Annotated in this window: 18 protein-coding genes and 1 riboswitch; of the genes, 1 reads left to right on the top strand and 17 read right to left on the bottom strand. The window is 36.0% G+C overall.

Translation table 11 applies throughout. The features are described 5' to 3' along the window. Positions 1-11: 11 nt before the first annotated feature. From flgK to F8153_RS13675, 8 genes are all read right to left on the bottom strand, one after another. On the bottom strand, positions 12-1,577 hold the full coding sequence (gene flgK / locus F8153_RS13640) for a flagellar hook-associated protein FlgK (RefSeq protein ID WP_151866913.1): 1,566 nt from the start codon (positions 1,575-1,577) through the stop codon (positions 12-14). A gap of 12 nt (positions 1,578-1,589) precedes the next feature. Continuing rightward, positions 1,590-2,087: a flagellar protein FlgN gene (locus tag F8153_RS13645; RefSeq protein WP_151866914.1), complete on the bottom strand. Its 498-nt coding sequence runs from the start codon at positions 2,085-2,087 to the stop codon at positions 1,590-1,592. Between the two features lie 27 nt (positions 2,088-2,114). After that, positions 2,115-2,408 carry a flagellar biosynthesis anti-sigma factor FlgM gene (gene flgM / locus F8153_RS13650; protein ID WP_151866915.1) on the bottom strand — a complete coding sequence of 98 codons (294 nt, stop codon included), beginning with the start codon at positions 2,406-2,408 and terminating at the stop codon, positions 2,115-2,117. 72 nt (positions 2,409-2,480) lie between these two features. Then, entirely contained in the window at positions 2,481-2,897 is a 417-nt protein-coding gene (locus F8153_RS13655) for a TIGR03826 family flagellar region protein (protein ID WP_151866916.1), read from the bottom strand. Positions 2,898-2,899: 2 nt separating this feature from the next. Continuing rightward, positions 2,900-3,619: a ComF family protein gene (locus tag F8153_RS13660; RefSeq protein WP_151866917.1), complete on the bottom strand. Its 720-nt coding sequence runs from the start codon at positions 3,617-3,619 to the stop codon at positions 2,900-2,902. Between the two features lie 230 nt (positions 3,620-3,849). Continuing rightward, entirely contained in the window at positions 3,850-6,081 is a 2,232-nt protein-coding gene (gene recD2, locus F8153_RS13665) for an SF1B family DNA helicase RecD2 (RefSeq protein WP_151866918.1), read from the bottom strand. Between the two features lie 273 nt (positions 6,082-6,354). Beyond that, on the bottom strand, positions 6,355-7,542 hold the full coding sequence (gene metK, locus F8153_RS13670; RefSeq protein ID WP_151866919.1) for a methionine adenosyltransferase: 1,188 nt from the start codon (positions 7,540-7,542) through the stop codon (positions 6,355-6,357). A 180-nt stretch (positions 7,543-7,722) separates the two neighbouring features. Then, a riboswitch (SAM riboswitch) is annotated at positions 7,723-7,824 on the bottom strand. Positions 7,825-8,041: 217 nt separating this feature from the next. Next, entirely contained in the window at positions 8,042-8,509 is a 468-nt protein-coding gene (locus tag F8153_RS13675) for a COG2426 family protein (protein WP_151866920.1), read from the bottom strand. Between the two features lie 320 nt (positions 8,510-8,829). Here F8153_RS13675 and F8153_RS16235 point away from each other — a divergent pair, with 320 nt between their 5' ends. Further along, on the top strand, positions 8,830-9,003 hold the full coding sequence (locus tag F8153_RS16235; protein ID WP_192929825.1) for a hypothetical protein: 174 nt from the start codon (positions 8,830-8,832) through the stop codon (positions 9,001-9,003). A 49-nt stretch (positions 9,004-9,052) separates the two neighbouring features. On the opposite strand, the gene F8153_RS13680 is transcribed toward F8153_RS16235, so the two are convergent. From F8153_RS13680 to flgG, 9 genes are all read right to left on the bottom strand, one after another. Beyond that, a complete protein-coding gene (locus F8153_RS13680) occupies positions 9,053-9,979 on the bottom strand; it encodes an AEC family transporter (RefSeq protein WP_151866921.1) in 927 nt (308 codons plus the stop codon). Between the two features lie 571 nt (positions 9,980-10,550). Further along, positions 10,551-11,114, bottom strand: a complete 564-nt coding sequence (locus F8153_RS13685; RefSeq protein ID WP_151866922.1) for a GerMN domain-containing protein — start codon at positions 11,112-11,114, stop codon at positions 10,551-10,553. An 87-nt stretch (positions 11,115-11,201) separates the two neighbouring features. Then, the gene (locus F8153_RS13690) at positions 11,202-12,641 is read right to left on the bottom strand and encodes a sensor histidine kinase (protein WP_151866923.1); all 1,440 of its coding nucleotides are present in this window, start codon (positions 12,639-12,641) and stop codon (positions 11,202-11,204) included. Then, positions 12,616-13,302 carry a response regulator transcription factor gene (locus F8153_RS13695; protein WP_151866924.1) on the bottom strand — a complete coding sequence of 229 codons (687 nt, stop codon included), beginning with the start codon at positions 13,300-13,302 and terminating at the stop codon, positions 12,616-12,618. The genes F8153_RS13690 and F8153_RS13695 overlap by 26 nt, the downstream gene beginning before the upstream one ends. Before the next feature lie 43 nt (positions 13,303-13,345). Next, the gene (locus F8153_RS13700; protein ID WP_151866925.1) at positions 13,346-15,070 is read right to left on the bottom strand and encodes a phospho-sugar mutase; all 1,725 of its coding nucleotides are present in this window, start codon (positions 15,068-15,070) and stop codon (positions 13,346-13,348) included. 3 nt (positions 15,071-15,073) lie between these two features. After that, complete coding sequence (murJ, locus tag F8153_RS13705) at positions 15,074-16,648, bottom strand: murein biosynthesis integral membrane protein MurJ (RefSeq protein ID WP_192929826.1); 1,575 nt, start codon at positions 16,646-16,648, stop codon at positions 15,074-15,076. 128 nt (positions 16,649-16,776) lie between these two features. Then, positions 16,777-17,211, bottom strand: a complete 435-nt coding sequence (gene fabZ, locus F8153_RS13710) for a 3-hydroxyacyl-ACP dehydratase FabZ (RefSeq protein WP_151866927.1) — start codon at positions 17,209-17,211, stop codon at positions 16,777-16,779. Between the two features lie 226 nt (positions 17,212-17,437). Beyond that, complete coding sequence (locus tag F8153_RS13715; protein ID WP_151866928.1) at positions 17,438-17,752, bottom strand: rod-binding protein; 315 nt, start codon at positions 17,750-17,752, stop codon at positions 17,438-17,440. Positions 17,753-17,878: 126 nt separating this feature from the next. After that, positions 17,879-18,673 carry a flagellar basal-body rod protein FlgG gene (gene flgG, locus F8153_RS13720; protein ID WP_151866929.1) on the bottom strand — a complete coding sequence of 265 codons (795 nt, stop codon included), beginning with the start codon at positions 18,671-18,673 and terminating at the stop codon, positions 17,879-17,881. Positions 18,674-18,808: the final 135 nt, after the last annotated feature.

Raw genomic sequence — 18,808 nt, forward strand, 5'->3', positions numbered from 1 at the left:
AAAGCATAAACTTATCTGCCCACTAATCCAATCTTATTAATAACTGTATCTAGCATTTCATCCATAGTGGTTACCATTCTAGCAGAGGCATTATATGCATGTTGGAACTTAACCATATTAGACATTTCCTCATCTAGGGATACCCCTGCTATGGATTCTCTTTGTCGGTTAATCTGTTCTACTAGAAAGGATTGATTATCGGTCATTCTAATGGCTTCTTGAGTGTCAACCCCTAGGTTAGAGATTAAGGCTTTTACAAAGTCCTCTGGTTTACCCTCACTAAACATTGCAAAATCATGTCTCAATTGGGATAAGGCTAAGGCCCTTGAACCGTCACCTGGTAATAGATTTGCTTCAGCCGATGCAGCAATTTTATTTGGGTCTGCATCTATGTCTAAGGATATTTTTATATTTTTAGCTGAAATATTCCCTAACTCTGGAATATAGGCACCATGATTACCAGGATTATATATAAGCTTATCTGGAGTATCATCCAGTGGCAATGCTAAGGCAGGAGTTGCTACCCCTTGTACAGTAAAAAATGCCACTCCATTGGTTCCGGTTAATCCATAGGCTGATGCATGGATTTTGTTGACTTCATTGGCAAAGGTATTTACAAAGTTATTTAACTGATGTATATAGTAGGGCACTCCTTTTGTTTCGGCTGAAAGTCCATCCCTTAAGTCCAGAAGTCCTTTTAAATCGCCGCTTAGGGCTTTAGTATCTATTGTATCACCGTTGGCCCATTTTACCTGTTTCATATGAATTTGATTATCAAAGGTGCTGGCGACACTTGTGCTTGTATCTAGCTTATTAACTCTATTGTGATAAACCAAGGGTTGTCCATTAATTTGGAGAACCATCTTGTTGTTTTTACCATTTCCACTTTTATCATTTGGATCTTGAACCTCTATCATATCTATGTTAACAAGCTTTGATAGCTCATCCACTAGCATATTTCTTTGATCTCGATGATCATTGGCATGGCTACCATCAGATTCTAAGCGGTGAATCTGCTCATTTAATAGTGCAATCTGTTCTGCATAGGCATTAATTGATGTCACTGTTGTTTCTACATCAAAGTTTAAATCCCTAGCCATTTTTTCCAATTGACTATACATATGGTTCACTGTATTGGTGAAGGTGATTCCCCTCTGTCTAACCAAAGCTCTAGTCGTTTGACTCTCTGGGTTTTTACTAAGCTCCTGAAAGGAGGAAAACAACTCATCCATAACTGTCGTTATACCAGAGTCTGATGGCTCATTGAATATTGCTTCTATAAACTTAAGACCATCTCTTTTAGCTTCCCAATAACCCTGGGTCTTAACCTCACTTCTATACTTAAAATCTAAAAACTCATTCCGAAACTGAGTTATTGATATCGTATCTACTCCTGTTCCCAGAGTGCCTTGTCCACCAAAAAGTCTTAAGGGATTACTTTGAACCTGATTTAATCTCTGTCTAGAGAATCCCTTAGTATTAACGTTGGATATGTTATGTCCTGTGATATCTAATGCCCTTTGTGCTGCAAACAGTCCCGAACGTACTGTGTTAAATCCTGTAAATGTAGAGCGCATGATTATCCCCCTTTATATCCTTGCATCAAATAAGTTGGTCTTTTGCTTACCCTTTTCAGTAGGGTTGCCGCTATAATTTGATGTGCTCTGTAGATTGCTGGTTAGCAACTCCATATTAAAATTTATATAATCTAAATGTTGATTCATCAACTTTTCATTTAACTCATTTATCTCTTTTATTTCGGCAATAACATTCAGCATTTGATTTCGAAGATCATCTATTTGCTGAACCATTTCCGAATTCTTTAAATGAATCAATAAATCCGAAATACTATGAAGCTCTTCAACACCAATCTCCTTAGCAGCATTCGTTAGAATAGACCTTCTAATTTTTTCGAAGGTAGCCATTTTCATCAGATATTGCTGCTCCTTAATGGTCATTTTCTCCAATTCTTTCAGATTGGCTGTTTTTATAACCTCAAACTTTTCCTTCTCTAGTTTCAGTATTTCATGATATAAGATCTTTTCTTGATTAAGGGATTCCATCAATTGATCAGTAGTTTTTATCATTTATCATCACCCCAAATTTTGTGAAGGCTATATTTTCTTATCTATTTGAATTCCTTCAATAATTTTCTCTGCTATTTCTTTACCTGATATATTATATCTGCCCTGCTGAATCTTCTCCTTTAGCTCATTCACCTTCTCTTCTCTTACTTCTGGAAGGTCTTTATAAGCCTTCATAGCAATCTGAAATTCCTTTGCAGCACCTGATAATTCAAGCTGATCCTTTGGAAGTTCAGCATTGCTGACTTTTTCTGTAGTTTTGCGATTGGTTTTTCCGTATATTTCTAAAACCTTTGCTATATTAGGGTTATTAAAAATTTTCATATAAAAACACCTCAACTTATCCGATTTATTTTGATATTCTTATTATCGGCAATATTAAGGTGTTTCTTAATACTATTTTTGTTTTTTTCTCATTTCTGCAATAAACATTCTATTGGTGGTTGAAGTCTTAACTTCTGGTTTCTTTTCATGGGCCTTGGGTAAAACTGATTCAAATCCCCTTTTTAATTCTACAGCACAACTATCACAGAATCTACCTGACTTAATGGCTTTTCCACATCTCTCACAATCTAAGAAAAAGTTACTTTCATCCCTAATTTCTATTCTGTTATCCCTTAGAAATTTTAAAATAAGCTTTTCGGATACTTCAGTGGCCTCTGATACCTCCGATATAGTTGCCCCTGGATGATCATATAGATATTCCTTCACCCTTTTAAAGCTTTCCTCATCATTTTCTCCACATCTGGAGCAAATCTCAGAGCCTCTATATGAAAAAACCCTTCCACATTTTATACAATTTCTTAAATCCATAATTAGCCCTCCTCCTTCATTCTTCTTGCAAAGGTTATAGCGGTTACAGACGCAGCTCCTGCTTCTACAAGTGCTTTATTACATGACTCAAGGGTAGCACCCGTAGTAACAATATCATCAATCAGAAGTATGTGTTGATTATAAAATTCCTTTGGATTTCTTATAATAAAGGCATCTTCAACATTCTTTCTGCGCTCTTCCTTGGTTAAAAGATGCATTGCTTTAGTATTTTTATGTCGGCTTAATCCTTTCTCGATATTAGGCACTTTACTAAGCTTACTTATATACTCTGCCAAGAGAAATGCTTGGTTAAATCCTCTACTGATTTTTTTGCTTGCATGTAGTGGCACGGCAACAATGGTAGTAAAATATAATTCTTCTTTATAAAGGTAGTCCATCATGATTTCAGCCATAATTCTTGCTAAATAGGTTTCGTTATTATATTTTAGTCTAGCCACCAGCTTTTTAGTAATTTCATCATATGCTGTAGGAGAATAAACCCTAATAAAGGAATTGTCATGGATTGATGGGATCTGTATCCATCTACCCTTATGAAAAAAATGTATTTTGTCGTAGCAGCTTGGACAAAGACTGTATTTTTCATTACCACCTAAAGGACCTTTGCAGGCAATACAGCTGATGCCCACGGGATATAATAACTCCCAAAAAGCATTTATATAGGGTTTAATGTAGTTAGAGTAGAAGATATCTAGGTTCTTCATTGTAAACTCCTGGATAAATTAAAAGTTAAAAATTAAAAATTAAAAGTTTAAGTATTTAATAATGGTTAAAAGTTGTATCAGAATTTATAAAAGATGTTGAAACAGAATTAAATAATAAAAATATTAAATAACAATCGTTCTTCATTATTCTCTTGCACTTTTCACTTTTCAATTTTCACTAGTATTTAAACATAGTTTTCTACATTTTTTTATTTTTTCCTGCAAATTATTTACTGTTTTATGCTGTGGAAGTCAAAGTATCTCTTTAGCCTAAATCCTAAGCCTGAGTAACGTTCGATTGTTCTTACATTCTTAATCATTTGGTGAAGATAGGACTCTGTGCCTACAAGAACAACCAAGCTTTTAGCTCTGGTGACAGCAGTATACAGAAGATTTCGTGTTAAGAGCATTGGAGGGCCCCAAGTGATGGGCATTACCACTACTGGAAATTCACTACCCTGACTTTTATGAACAGTTATACAATAGGCCAGTTCAAGCTCCTCCAATTGAGAAAAATCATAAATCACTAATCTACTATCATCAAATAGAATCACCATTTCATTATCTTCACTGTTGATCTCAGTAATATAGCCAATATCTCCATTAAATACTCCCTCACCCTTTTCTTCAACGGAATTGGGACTTATATTTGTCCATTTCAGTGAATAGTTGTTTTTTATTTGCATCACCTTATCCCCTACTCTAAAGAGCTTCCCTCTAAATTCCTTTTCCTTCTTATCTTTTTCAGCAGGATTTAAGCCGTTCTGTAGGGCTTTGTTTAGATTTAAGGTGCCTGCTTCCCCCTTTTTCATGGGAGAAATCACTTGAATATCCCTTGAGCTTTCCAGGTTGTAATGATTAGGGAGTCTATCCTTTACCAAAGACAACAATTTATAAACCATATCCTCCCCCGGTCGTTTAGAAAGAAAGTAAAAATCCTTTTCTTTAACATTACACAGTGGCTCTTTGCCCTCATTAATCCTATGGGCATTGACAATAATCATACTTTCTTGGGCTTGTCGAAATATCTCTGTTAATCTGACAACTTTAATGATGCCACTATCGATTATGTCCTTTAATACATTCCCAGCCCCCACTGAGGGGAGCTGATCTACATCACCCACAAATATGAGGCTGGTTCTAGCATCTATGGCTTTAAGAAGGTTGTTCATTAATAATATATCCACCATAGATCCTTCATCAATGATGATTACATCTGCATCTAATGGATTTTCTTCATTTCTTTGAAAAACCATGTTCTCATCGTCTTCAGAATAACCCAACTCCAACAGTCTATGGATTGTTTTTGCCTCTCTGCCTGTTGCCTCCGTCATCCTTTTGGCAGCTCTGCCGGTTGGTGCAGCAAGCAATAGCTTTTTGTCATTCCTTTCTAATATCTTAATGAGGGCTTTTATAATTGTTGTTTTTCCTGTACCCGGACCACCAGTGATGATCATGATAGCATTTTCTGTAGCTTGAATGACTGCTTCCTTCTGTCGATCCGCCAGTTGAATTTTTTCTTCCTTATGTAAATCCTCCAAAACTTTATTTATATCAGTAGCTATCGGTTCAAGGCTTCTCTGGGCTAAAGCAACCAAGGCCTTACACACATTTGACTCTGCATAGTAATAGGCCATTGAATATACAATAAACTCATCCTCATGCTTTTCTAAATGGAGTTTTTGATCCAACATTAAATTTTGAATAGATTCCTCCACCAGTTGATGGTTGCATCCAGTTAATTCATGGGTTTTTCTTATCAACAATTTTAGAGGAGCATAGGTGTGTCCTTCACCGTGTAGTCCATTCATAGTATATCTTGCAGCGGCTTGAATTCTATATCCTGAATCTTCGGGAACTCCCATAGATTTTGCAATTTCATCTGCCTTACGAAAGCCTATCCCTATAACATCTTCTGCAAGCCTATAGGGGTTTTCATGGATAACCTTCAAGGTAGCCTCTGTGTACCTTTTATAAATCTTAACAGCATAAACTGGAGAAACCCCGTATTTGGATAGAAAAAAAACGATCTCCCTAAGCTCCCGTTCCTCATGGAAGGCATGGGCTATTGCCTCGGCCTTGGCCTCTCCTATACCTGAAACCTCCATTAGCTTATGGGGGTTATATTGCATAATCTCCAAGGTATCTATTCCAAAATGTTCTACAACACGCTTTGCCATCTTCTCCCCTATACCCTTTACAATTCCTGATGAGAGGTAATTAATAATACCTTCTATTGAAGAAGGATGCACTGGCTTAAATTCTTTAACCTCCAGCTGCCTCCCATAGGTGGGATGAAGAATCCAGTTTCCTTTTACTGACAAACCCTCCCCCTCTTTGAGGGTAGGTAAACAGCCAACTATCGTTACATCCTCTTCGGGAGTAGATAATAGCCCTACTAGATATCCATTTGTATCATTCTTATATATGATTTCAATTAGCTTTCCTTCTAGTTCTACCATCATCTTTTCCTCCTAGGCTTGTCTTCATAGTTAATATTATAGCACAAAACATCCAAGTAATAGGGAATAAGGAATAGGTAATAGGTTATTACTAAAAAAATATATGCGAAAGATTAAATACAAAATATAATTAATTAATTTACCACAGTAAATTTCTACATTAATTCAACATTCAACATTTAACATTCAACATTAAAAAGGGGAATAAGCTTTTGTACATATCCCCTAATTGTTTTACAACTATTCACTTTTCACTATTAGTATTAACTGATCCTACAGCCCTGCTTCCTTCTTAAGAATCTCAGCCTTATCCGTCTTTTCCCATGGAAGATTTACATCGGTTCTTCCAAAGTGACCATAGGCAGCAATTTGTCTGTATATAGGCCTTCTAAGATCTAAGTCCCTAATGATGGCTGCTGGTCTTAAGTCAAAGTGCTTTCTAACTAACTCCCCTAGTTTTTCTTCATCCACTTTACCTGTTCCAAAGGTTTCTACAAGAATTGAAACCGGCTGTGCCACGCCTATTGCATAGGCTAACTCAATTTCACACTTGTCAGCTAAACCTGCAGCAACAATGTTCTTAGCAACATACCTTGCAGCATAAGCAGCTGAACGGTCTACCTTTGTTGGATCTTTACCAGAGAAGGCTCCTCCGCCATGACGGGCATATCCACCATATGTATCAACAATAATCTTTCTTCCTGTTAATCCAGCATCTCCTTGTGGTCCCCCAATTACAAATCGACCAGTTGGATTAATAAAATACTTGGTTTTGTTATCTAACAAATTGGAAGGTACCACCTTATTAACAACATGCTCAATCATATCTCTTTCTATTTCTTTTTGCTCAACCTCTGGTCCATGTTGGGTAGAGATAACGATGGTGTCAATTCTTACAGGCTTGTCACCCTCATATTCAACAGTAACTTGAGTTTTTCCATCGGGTCTTAAATAGGATAAGGTTCCATTTTTCCTTACCTCAGACAATCTTTTAGCTAATTTATGAGCCAAGGATATAGGTAAAGGCATAAGTTCTGGTGTCTCATTGCAGGCAAAGCCAAACATAATCCCTTGATCTCCAGCCCCTATAGCTTCGATCTCATCTACCATTTCACCCTTTTTACTCTCTAAGGCTTCGTTAACTCCCATAGCTATATCTGGTGATTGCTCATCGATTGCTGTTAATACTGCACAAGTATCACAATCGAAGCCGTATTTAGCCCTTGTATAGCCTATCTCTTCAATAGTTCTTCTAACCACCTTAGGGATGTCCACATAGCATTCAGTAGTAATTTCTCCTGCTACTAGAACTAATCCGGTTGTAACACTGGTTTCACAAGCAACCCTTGCCTTAGGATCCAATTCAAAAATAGCATCTAGCACTGCATCTGATATTTGATCGCAAATTTTATCTGGATGTCCTTCTGTAACTGATTCTGAAGTAAAAAGTCTTCTAGCCATTTTTCAACCTCCTTATTATCCTTTGTATTTATTAAAATCTCTACATAAAAAATAGAGTTTTTTACGTTTTGGTAGTAATATACCCATTTAAAAGGATTAAATTCAAGCATTCTATTCCTTTATGGGAAAATTAAAAAAGCCCCTTCCACAGGAAGAGGTTAAATGCTTACTTAAAAGCTCACCTCATCTGCCAGAATCATTAATTCTGTAGGAATTAGCACCATACTGAATATGGTTGCCGGGTATCATAGGGCCCATTCCCTCCACCGCTCTTGATAAGGTCATCAAGATTTTTATGAAATTAACACTTAGAATATGATAACATCGAGTTTTTAGGATGTCAACATAAAATTCAATTAATAATTAATAATTTATAATTAATAATTTTGTAACCAGTTTATTAAGGTCTTATTCACTTCTATATTTGTTATTAAAGGATTATAATTATAGCTTCGAACCATCGAAGCATCAACAATTCAACATTCAACATTCAACATTGCTACATTGCCATTACCACATAGCTCAATACAAACATTATAACCCCCGCTATGGTGGTGCCTAGCGCAATAGCCGGAAGGGCTACCTTAAAGGGAATATTAAATAAAGTTGCTGCTAAGCAGCCCGTCCATATCCCTGTAGTTGGTAAGGGTATTGCAACAAACAATATTAATCCGATAACACGATATTTTTTGATGTTACCACTCTTTTTAATTGTGCGCTTAATAGTAGAGTCAACGAATTTTTTCAAAAGACTTCTTTGGCGCAAATAAATAAAAACAGGCTTTAAAAAGACCAGTAGAAATGGTGCTGGCAACAGGCTCCCTATTATTCCCAATGCAGTGGCATGTAAAGGGTGCATCCCTAAGGAAACACCGATGGGTATTGCACCTCTTAGCTCCATTAATGGCATGGCAGCAATAAAAATTACCATAAACTCTTTAGTTAGTATATCTAATAGCCTATCCATAATAATATTCCCTTCTTGAATTCCAAATTAACCACTAGCTAGATTCATTTAAATTTGCTCTGCAAATTTTCACATAAATTCAACATTCAACATTTATCATTTAAAACTATTAATCTTTCACTATTATCTGTAAATAACCTAGTATCATTATATATTCTTATATGGGTAAATAGTATCATAAATTAAAATTCGACCCCAAAAACTAGGATTTTTGCAGTTTTTGTTTAATCTATATCTATACTAGGTATAAATATAAATAGCATCAGCAAATGAAGGTTTTGATGGAGGGGTTAAGTGGTTTACTGATAGGGGGTATATCAATGAATCGCCTTATGGAGCTAAAGCAGGAAATTGAAGTGCAGAAGGGTAACCTCATAAAGCTACTGGAAAGTGATGCAGAAATTGAAGAAATATATGAGTTAAACTACAGGCTTGATGATCTAATTGTAAAATATTATAGAATACTGAGGGAAATAGAAAAACTAAAAACTTAAAATAGCATAACAACAAGCCTCCGAAGATTTTGGAGGCTTGTTGTTATGCTTAAAGAATAAAAGTTAATAGGGGGATCGTTAATAGCGACAGTAGAGTTGTAATAAAAACACCCTTAGATGCTACATATGGCTCTACATCAAATATGGAAGCTAAAACTGCCGTATTAACTGCCGCTGGCATTGCAGCAATTACAACCGATACTCCTAAAAGAAAATCATCTATTCTAAGAAGCTTTAAAACTGTATAGACAGCAAAGGGTATAAAAATTAGACGAATAAAGGAAAGCCCTAAAATCTTTTCTTCTCGAAAGACCTCTTTAACAGGCAATTCTGCCAGCATTCCTCCTATTAATAGCATTGATAGGGGTGTTGTTGTGTTTCCCAGTAGATCTAAGGTTTTAAAAAGAATATATGGGATTTCAATCGATGATATGAATAAGAAAAACCCAATCACTACAGCTATAATACCTGGATTTAGGAGGACCTTTTTATAATTAATACCCTCCACTGTTTTGTTGCTATTTCTCGATATAATTACAACCCCCAATGTCCATAGCAATACATTAAAGGGAATATTAAATAGGGCACCATAAAAAACTCCGATTTCTCCATATAAGGTGAATAGTATTGGATAACCCATGTATCCTACATTTGAAAATATCAGTATAAACTGATAGATATCTTTTTTAGCACCCTTCACCTTTAATATATATGGTGAAATAAAAGCCACTAAAATAGAAAATCCGTGCACAAATAATGAGAGAAGAATGATATGCAAGCTACCTACTAAAACCTCTTTAGAAAAGGAAAATTGCATAGACTTGATGATTAAGGCTGGCAAAGTAAACTGTAGAATTAAAGCACTTAGTCCCTTATTAACCTCATCATTTATAAAATTTCTTTTTCTAGCTAAATACCCAACTAAAACCAGTAAAAAAAGAATTGCAATTTCATTAAAAACAGCTATAAATGACATGTTAGGCCTCCAATCCTTTAAGCTTATTTTAATATTACCAAATATATTAGGTTGTAACAATGTTTATAATGTCAAAAAAAACTACAGACCCAAGTCTTGGGCCTATAGAAGGAGGAGGGGGAAAATAGTATATTTATCAATATGAAGGATCTTTCCGTTTCTCATCTACGGTGTTTGAATCTAATAAAAAATATAAAACTAATAGTGAAACAATAATTATTATTTTCATTTTATCACCGCCAAAATTTTTCCAATACATCCACTAAATACAGTTTACCATAGATTTTATAAAATATCTGCTTTGTAATATACTTTTAATATAAGTGAAAAATATGTAATAATAGCCTGTCCTAACTACTAATTCCCATCCCCCACCATAACTGAAAAACCAAATTCATTCTTAATTTCAGCCATTCATTTTTTCAATTTTCTTTGTATTTCGACCTTTTTCTTTATTATCTCATTTATTCCATCAATTGCATAGGGGTACTATAGTACTAAAAAACATTAAAAAAAGCCCCCTCTGGGGCTTTTTTTAAATGTTGAACCTTCAATGTTGAATGTTGAATTACTAGAATCCTATATCTTCTCTTGTGATGGGCTCTTCTATTAAAAAGTGACCCATTAAGGTTTCTCTTTTGCTTCCATCTACTAAAAATTGTACAGCCTTTATATCAGGCAAGTCTGTTAGTGTTAATACAACTTGATTCATTAAAGAGATTTCCTCTAAGGAACCCCCATATAAACCATCACTGGATATGTTTACATAAGCAGTGTTTTCTACAGTCTCAACACTTAAAATTTTAATATTTTCCAGTGAAGTATACATGCCTTCCTCTGGCTTCTTTTGGAGTTCTGCCATTACAGCCTCCTCTAAGGATTGCTCTCCAACAGTTACTTCCCTTTTTACTTCAATTACCTTCTCTACTTCTTCATTCCCGGTTTCAATATATTCTTGATTCATAAAATAAAGGGTAACTTCCTTTTCCTCATCTGCTGGGTTAGGGTCTACAACAGTACCATTACCATTATTGTTTGGATCTTGATCTTGGGGCACCTCCTCCACCTGTCTACCGCAAGCCAGCATAGTTAGGGCTAAAACTGCTATGAATAGAATAACCATAAGCTTCTTCATAATATCCTTCCTCTCGTTCTAAATTGTATTTTACATTTATTATTATAAACCCGTCATCTAAAGACCCTATTAAGAATTGTAAAGAAATTATAAAGAAATCTCAAAGGAATTCTTAGGAATGGTAATAATAAAGGTTGTACCCACTTTTCTCTGACTGACAATTTCTATCCTCCAATTGTGGAGTTTAATGATCCCCTCAACAATGGATAATCCTATACCAGCACCGCCAGTATCCCTTGAGCGAGAAAAGTCTGTTCTATAGAATTTTTCAAATATATGCTCCAAGTCCTTTTCACCAATACCGATTCCATTGTCTTCTATTAAGAGGGTAAAAGCATCTTTTTCTATTTTACCTTTTATTTTTATTTCCTTAACATCTTTATGTATATCACAGTACTTTATAGCATTACCAATCAAATTTATAAAAACCTCTTTAATCCTTTCTTTGTCACAAAGGACTTTAACATCACCACTCATTTCATTCCTTACCTGTATCCCCTTCTGCTGCCATAGGGGCTTTAAGATTTTAATAGCATCATCAACTTCTTCTTTAATTGGGGTTAATTGTGGATTGATGCCTGTTTCTTCTAGCTTTGTTAAGCTCAAGAGAGCCTTAATAAGCTCTGTTAAGCGGTCAATCTCCATATCCATATCCCTAAGATATTCCTTAAATACATCGATGTCCTCTTCTCCATAAAGCAAAGAATCGATTAAGGCCTTCATAGCAGCAAGGGGAGTTTTAAGTTCATGGGATACATCCCCAATAAACTGCATCCTGCCTTTATCTACTCTGTAAAGCTCTTTGCTCATGTGATTGAAGTTCTCAACAAGTCTACCAATCTCATCCTTAGATTTTATATCTAAAGTTTCCCCTAAATTCCCCCTACCAATACGTTTGGCAGTGTCAGAAAGGGCTATAATGGGTCTTGCTATATGACTACTGACAATAAAAGCAACAAGAATCCCTATAACCAGTGCAGTGATTGATATAAACAATAGTCGTTGTCTAAATCCTTCAACCTCCCGAAATAAATCTTCAACGGATAGAGAAAGGATTACAACACCTATAGCCCTCCTCTCACCATTATTAGCGTTAATGATGGGTACTCCTACCTGAAGGATTCTTTCATCTAGGCTGTAATAGCCTATCCTTTCCTGAAGATTTAATCCATTTCGAATTTCTTTATTATCTATTACTCCACCTTCTAAAAGATTAAAGCTATCAATTAGTACTTCTTTGGCTTGATTTATAACCAATAATCTTCCTTCTATTTGGGTGCTATACTGTCTAATGGTTGATTTAAGATTTGGGATATCGTCGAAACCATCTCTACTTATACCAGCAATAACATTGGCAGATTTGAGGGTATTAACCTCCACCTCACTGAAAATAGATTCCTGCATATTACTAATGGATAGGTAATTGATAACTGCCAAAGGCACTAATATTAACATAATAAATATTATGGTAAGCTTACTTCGGATAGAAAAGATCATAACATCAATCCCTTCTGAAATAATATCCAACCCCCCACTTTGTCTGTATCATAGGTGATTGATTGTCGTCATCCCTTAGCTTTTCCCTAAGGTTTTTTATATGGACATCAATTGTTCTGGTATCAAAGCAGGGCTCATTCCATATTTGCTGAAATATTTGCTCCCTAGTATAAACCCTTCCCCTATTGGTGATCAACAGGGCTAAAATATCAAACTCCTTTGGTGTTAAATCAATTTCTCTTCCCTTTACCTTCACCAATCTACCTTCAATATCCATAGATAACTGGCCCCATTGATGGATTTTATCTCTATGGCTCTCTTTTCCTTTATCCTTTTCTATTCGACGACCTATTGCCCTAATTCGAGCTATAAGCTCCCTAGTATTAAAGGGCTTAGTCATGTAATCATCAGCCCCCAGCTCTAGGCCTACTATTTTGTCAATATCACTATCCTTAGCGGTTAGCATTATTATTGGTACATCTGATTTATCTCGAATTCGCCTACAGAGGGTTATCCCATCAATTTTAGGAAGCATTAAGTCTAAGATCACAAAGTCAAAGGCAAGTCTTTCAAATACCGCCAGAGCTTCTTCACCATCATAGGTAGCAGTTACTTCAAAGCCTTCCTGCTGTAGGCTCTTAGACAAACCCTTAATCAAAAGTCTCTCATCATCCACTAATAAAATCTTCATCTATCCCACCCCATTAATTCATTATAGAAGGACCCTACTCACTCTATAACAGCTCTTTTACAGAGTCTAAGAGTTTATGGAGGGTTTCTTGGGCCCCTTCCAAGCTATTACCCCTCACTCCTCCATAGAGCTTAAGCTTTGGTTCAGTTCCCGAGGGCCTTAAGGCGATCCATCCATCCTCTACGAAAAACTTGATTACATCAGCCTTAGGTAGTAGGACTTCTTCCTGATTGCCATTGGTAAATATTCTTTTTTGTCCTAAATAATCTTCAAGGGCAATAATCTTCATCCCTGCTATCTCTTTAGGAGGATTATTTCTGAGGCTAGCAAGGGTCTTTTTCATTTTATCCATTCCTTCTTTTCCCTTTAATGTAATGGATATAAGGCTTTCGACAAAATAACCATACTGATCATATAGGGATAGTAGCCCTTGGTAGAGGGTTTTCCCTAATCGATGATAATAAGCAGCCATTTCGCAAATAAGCATTGATGTAACCACAGCATCCTTATCTCTGGCGTGGGTACCAGCTAAATACCCATAGCTTTCTTCATATCCAAATATAAACTTATATTCCCCGGTTTCCTCAAACTCTTTTATTTTTTCACCTATGTATTTAAAACCCGTTAAAGTATTTAAGGACTTTATTCCATAATAGTCAGCTATTGTACTACCCATCTCGCTTGTAACGATGGTTTTTATAATAACACCATTATCTGGTAGAGTATTTCTCTCCTTATGGGTACTTAGTAAATAATCAACCAGCAAAGCCCCAACCTGATTTCCAGTAAGGGGTACATATTTTCCCTCAGGATTTCTTACAACTACCCCAACCCTATCACAATCTGGGTCTGTACCTATAATGATTTGGGCCCCTTCCCTTTCAGCCAACTCAATGGCTAGTGCAAAGGCTTTTGGGTCCTCTGGATTGGGATAGCCAACGGTAGAAAATTCAGGATCAGGTAGCTCCTGCTGGGGAACTACAATTACATTTTCAAAGCCAACCTCTGACAAAACCCTTCTAACGGGTAGATTTCCCGTACCATGGAGGGGTGTGTATACAATTTTAAAATCTTCTGCCACTTCCTGAATAATCTCTCCCCTTAAGGATTTACCCTTTACAGCTTCTATAAAAGCATCATCCATTTCTTTACCAATAATCTTCAGTAGTCCTTGATCTTTTGCTTCCTGAGTATTCAGCTTTATAATATCCCTTAGGTCATAGATTCTATTGATTTCCTCAATAATGCCCTCTGCTGCTTCTGAGGTTATCTGGGCTCCATCCTCCCAATATACTTTATAGCCGTTGTACTCCGGTGGATTATGGCTGGCGGTTACAACAATTCCAGCGGTAGCCCTTAGATACCGAATGGAAAAGGATAACTGCGGCGTTGATCTTAAATTTTCATATAAATAGGTTTTAATGCCATTGGCAGCTAATATTAATGCTGCTTCCTCACTAAATTCTCTAGACATATGTCTAGAATCATAGGCAATCACCACACCTCTTTCACGGGCCTCCATCCCCTTCTTTGTTATGTAGTTTGCTAAGCCCTGAGTAGCCCTACCAACTGTATATTTGTTCATTCTATTGGTGCCTGCTCCAATTACTCCTCTAATACCACCTGTACCAAACTCTAAATCCTTGTAAAAACGATCCTCTATTTCTTTAATATCCCCTTTTATTTCAACCAGCTCTCTTCTTGTATCTTCGTCAAAGAAAGAATCCGTTAGCCAGCTTTCATAGTTTTTTATAGTTCTTAAATCCATTGATTATTTCCTCCCCTGTAGTATTTTATCTAACCTAATCCACTTTATTGTTTTTTCTATGATCTCCATTAACTCCTTTACCCTCAGAAGATAACAAACACCAATATATATTATTATGCCAGTAAAGATTATAAATCCAAGGATTGCAGAAGTTTTCATAAAACCTCCATCCATATATATCAGCAAATTTTCTTTTAGTAAAAAAACCACCAGCCCCATTACGATAGAAGAAAAAGAAATTTTCCCCATTGTAGTGATAATATGTCGTCCTCCAATATTTCCAACCTTTTTCCGCAGGCTTATTGCCAGCAGAATAGCGGATATGATTATGGATATACTGGTGGCTAGGGCCAATCCCCTGTGCTGAAGCCTTCCAACGAATAGCAAATTTAAGATTATGTTTATAGCAACGGTTATCATCCCATTAATCATAGGGGTTTTGGTATCCTGCAAAGAATAAAACATTTTACTAAGGATTTCTCTAATACCAATTCCTGAAAGACCTAAAGAATAATATAGGAGGGCTTGGGATGTCATGTAGGTAGCCTGCTGGCGAAATTCATTCCTCTCAAAAAGCAGCTGAACGATCGGGTATGAAAGCAACAGTATTCCTACAGTAGCTGGTATTGTTACTAATAGTATCAGATTTATGCCATACCCCATTACATACTTCATTCTACCATAGTTTTCTTCAACAAACTCCTTGGATAGTATGGGAAAGAATATTGTGGCTATTGTCAGAATGAATACCCCTACTATTAAATCCTCTAGCTTTGCAGCATAGCTTAGGGCCGATATACTACCAGCTGTTAACCTAGAAGCAAGGTTTCTGTCAATAATTGTATTAACCTGTTGTACAGCTGTGCCAAGAATAACAGGCATAGCCAATAAAACGGTCTTTTTGACATATGGATTAACAAAACTTATTTTAGGCTGATAACGATACCCATAACCATAGGCCCATGGCAATTGGAAAATTAGCTGTGCTAGGTGGCCTAGTAGCATTGCAATTATCAAACCTTTCAACCCATAGCTATGAGCCATTAGAGTCAAAAAACCAATAAAGAAGATATTTAATACAATCCCTGTAGCTGCTGGTATGGTAAACTGTCTATTTGATTGTAAATATATACTAATAATAGATGTTACAGCAACTATTATGATTATTGGAAGTCCCATTCTATTTAACTGAACTGCCAGTTGAAATTGCTGTTCACTAAAGCCTGGAGCTAATAGTTCTATAATTTGGGGTGAAAAAATCCATCCCAACAGAGTTAATATCCCCGTTAAAATAATAGAAGCATTAATTATTTCGTTTAAAAAGTCTATTTCCTTCCCTTTGACCTTATTTCCTGCTACATCCGTTAATACCGGCATAAGGGTTGTTTGAATCACACTATTAATTAGTATAATGGCTATAGAGCTGGCTTTAAAAACAATAAAAAAGGTATCGGTTAAATCTCCAGCACCAAAGTTTGATGCAATCAAAACATCCCTAATAAATCCCATGGCTTTACTAATTAAGACGATTAGCATTACTATTACAGCCGATTTTGCCAGCTTATCTCTGTTTGCCATTAATCCTCTACCTCTCATTATTTCCTTTAAGTTCTTATTAAGAAAAAACTACCTTTAAGGGGTAGTTATAAAGTCATAAATCCTTTGGTGGATTAAATCTCTTTGGGGTCTCAAGGAACAATGCTACTTTATGGTTGTTGAACAAGGGCAAAGGTTAAATTTGCACTACAAGCAAGCTCATCTCCAACATAAGCCCTACCCTCTGCCTTTCCTATACCCCTTCGAAGAGCAGTCATTTCTATTTCTAGTCTAAGGGTATCTCCTGGTACAACCTGTTTTCTAAACTTACAGTTATCAATACCTGTAAAGACTCCAAGCTTTCCTTTGTTTTCCTCAATCCCCATGCAGGTTATTGCTGCCACCTGTGCCAATGCTTCAACTATTAACACTCCAGGCATTAAAGGATGGCCCGGAAAATGACCTTGGAAAAAAGGTTCATTGATTGTTACATTTTTTATACCCACTGCTGATTTTCCAGCTTCCATTTCTATAATTTTATCCACCAATAAAAAGGGATATCTGTGGGGGATGATCTTTTGAATTTCAATATTATTTAACTCCATTATTTACTTCTCCTTCCATTTTAAATCCATTACTATTATTGTATATTATACCTAATTATTATACAGAGGGAAAGTCTTTAAGCGGAATAAATCTTTCTTATAGAAAAGGAAAAGCCAAGAGCTCTTGCCCTTGACTTAGTATCTCTTTGGATAGATAAAGCCTTTGCTTTACTATTGTAAAGCTTCAACCATTCAACATTCAACATTTAACATTCGACATTCATTATTACTCTTGTCTCCTAATTGTTGTCCTAGTAGCTCCCGATAATTGATTGTATAGCTCCTTAGCCAATCCGATGCCTTGACCCTTTGAAATCTCCTCAGAAAGCTGTTCATCATGGAGGGATTGGTAGATATCCCGGGCATTACTCTTTTCAGTTAGGCCTCCATCAATGACTGTTGCCCTCATTTGCTTAAACATCATATTTACGAAAATGGCTTCAAACTGCTGACAAACCTCCATCAGCCTTTTTGAATCCTCTGGTAACTTCTCAGGGATTTTAGGAGTATTATTTATGATAGTTGAGTTATCAATTTTCATCTTTTATCGTTTCCTTTCAAATTTCTTACAAACAGTGAGTAACTCTAGCTAATGTTCATTATCTTTAACCTATTACCTATTCCTTACTACCTGTTTTATATCTATAATCTCTCATCTATAATCTTCCTAGCGCTTCAGGTTATTAGCAGTGCTTAACATTTCATCACTGGTTTGTATTGCCTTAGAGCTTATTTCGTATGCCCTCTGGGCAGTGATTAATCTCACCATTTCGTCTACTACCTGAACATTAGAGGTTTCTAAATAACCTTGAAGAATGCTGCTTGTTCTTCCTTCATCCTCCATTGCTATTTTTTCACCAGATGCAGTAGTTGATTTATATAAATTTCTTCCAATAGACTCTAAGCCTTCTGGATTAACAAACTTCACCAGCTTTAATGTAGCAATTTCTTGTAGTTCTCCCTCTTGATCTTCTGCCACTATTAAACCATTCTCTGTAATATTGATATTTTGCATTCCTTCTTCAAATATAATTTCATCATCAAAATCTGATAGAACTGTATAGCCATCCGCAGTAACAAGTTTCATTTCATTATCCATAACGCTTAGCTTTAAGTTTCCATCTCTAGTGTAGAAAATATCTCCATTGGGGCCTTCAATAGCAAAGAATCCTTCACCATCAATGGCTAAGTCGAAGGTATTCTCCGTTCTTTCTAAGCTTCCTGTCATAAAGGAGCGTGAAGTTGAAGAAGCCATAACACCATGTCCAACCTGTAGGTTAACTGGCGAACCTTCTCCTTCTACTAAATTGTTTCTTCTTAATGTAACATATAGTAAATCCTTAAACTCCACCTTTTGCTTTTTATAGGATGTTGTATTTACATTAGCAAGGTTATTGGAAATTGTATCGATATTAAGCTGTTGTGTTTTCATTCCTGATGCTGCTGTCCATAATGCTCTCATTTAGAAACCCCCTTATTTTAATGAAAAATTAAAAGTTAAAAATTAAAAGTTATAAGATAGATAACATACCAGTTGAAAGTTAAAGTCTGAAGAAGACCATACAAGTTCCATGTTGTATTTTTTCACTTTTCACTT

Source organism: Alkaliphilus serpentinus (assembly GCF_009017255.1).
Classification (GTDB): Bacteria; Bacillota; Clostridia; order Peptostreptococcales; family Natronincolaceae; genus Alkaliphilus_D; species Alkaliphilus_D serpentinus.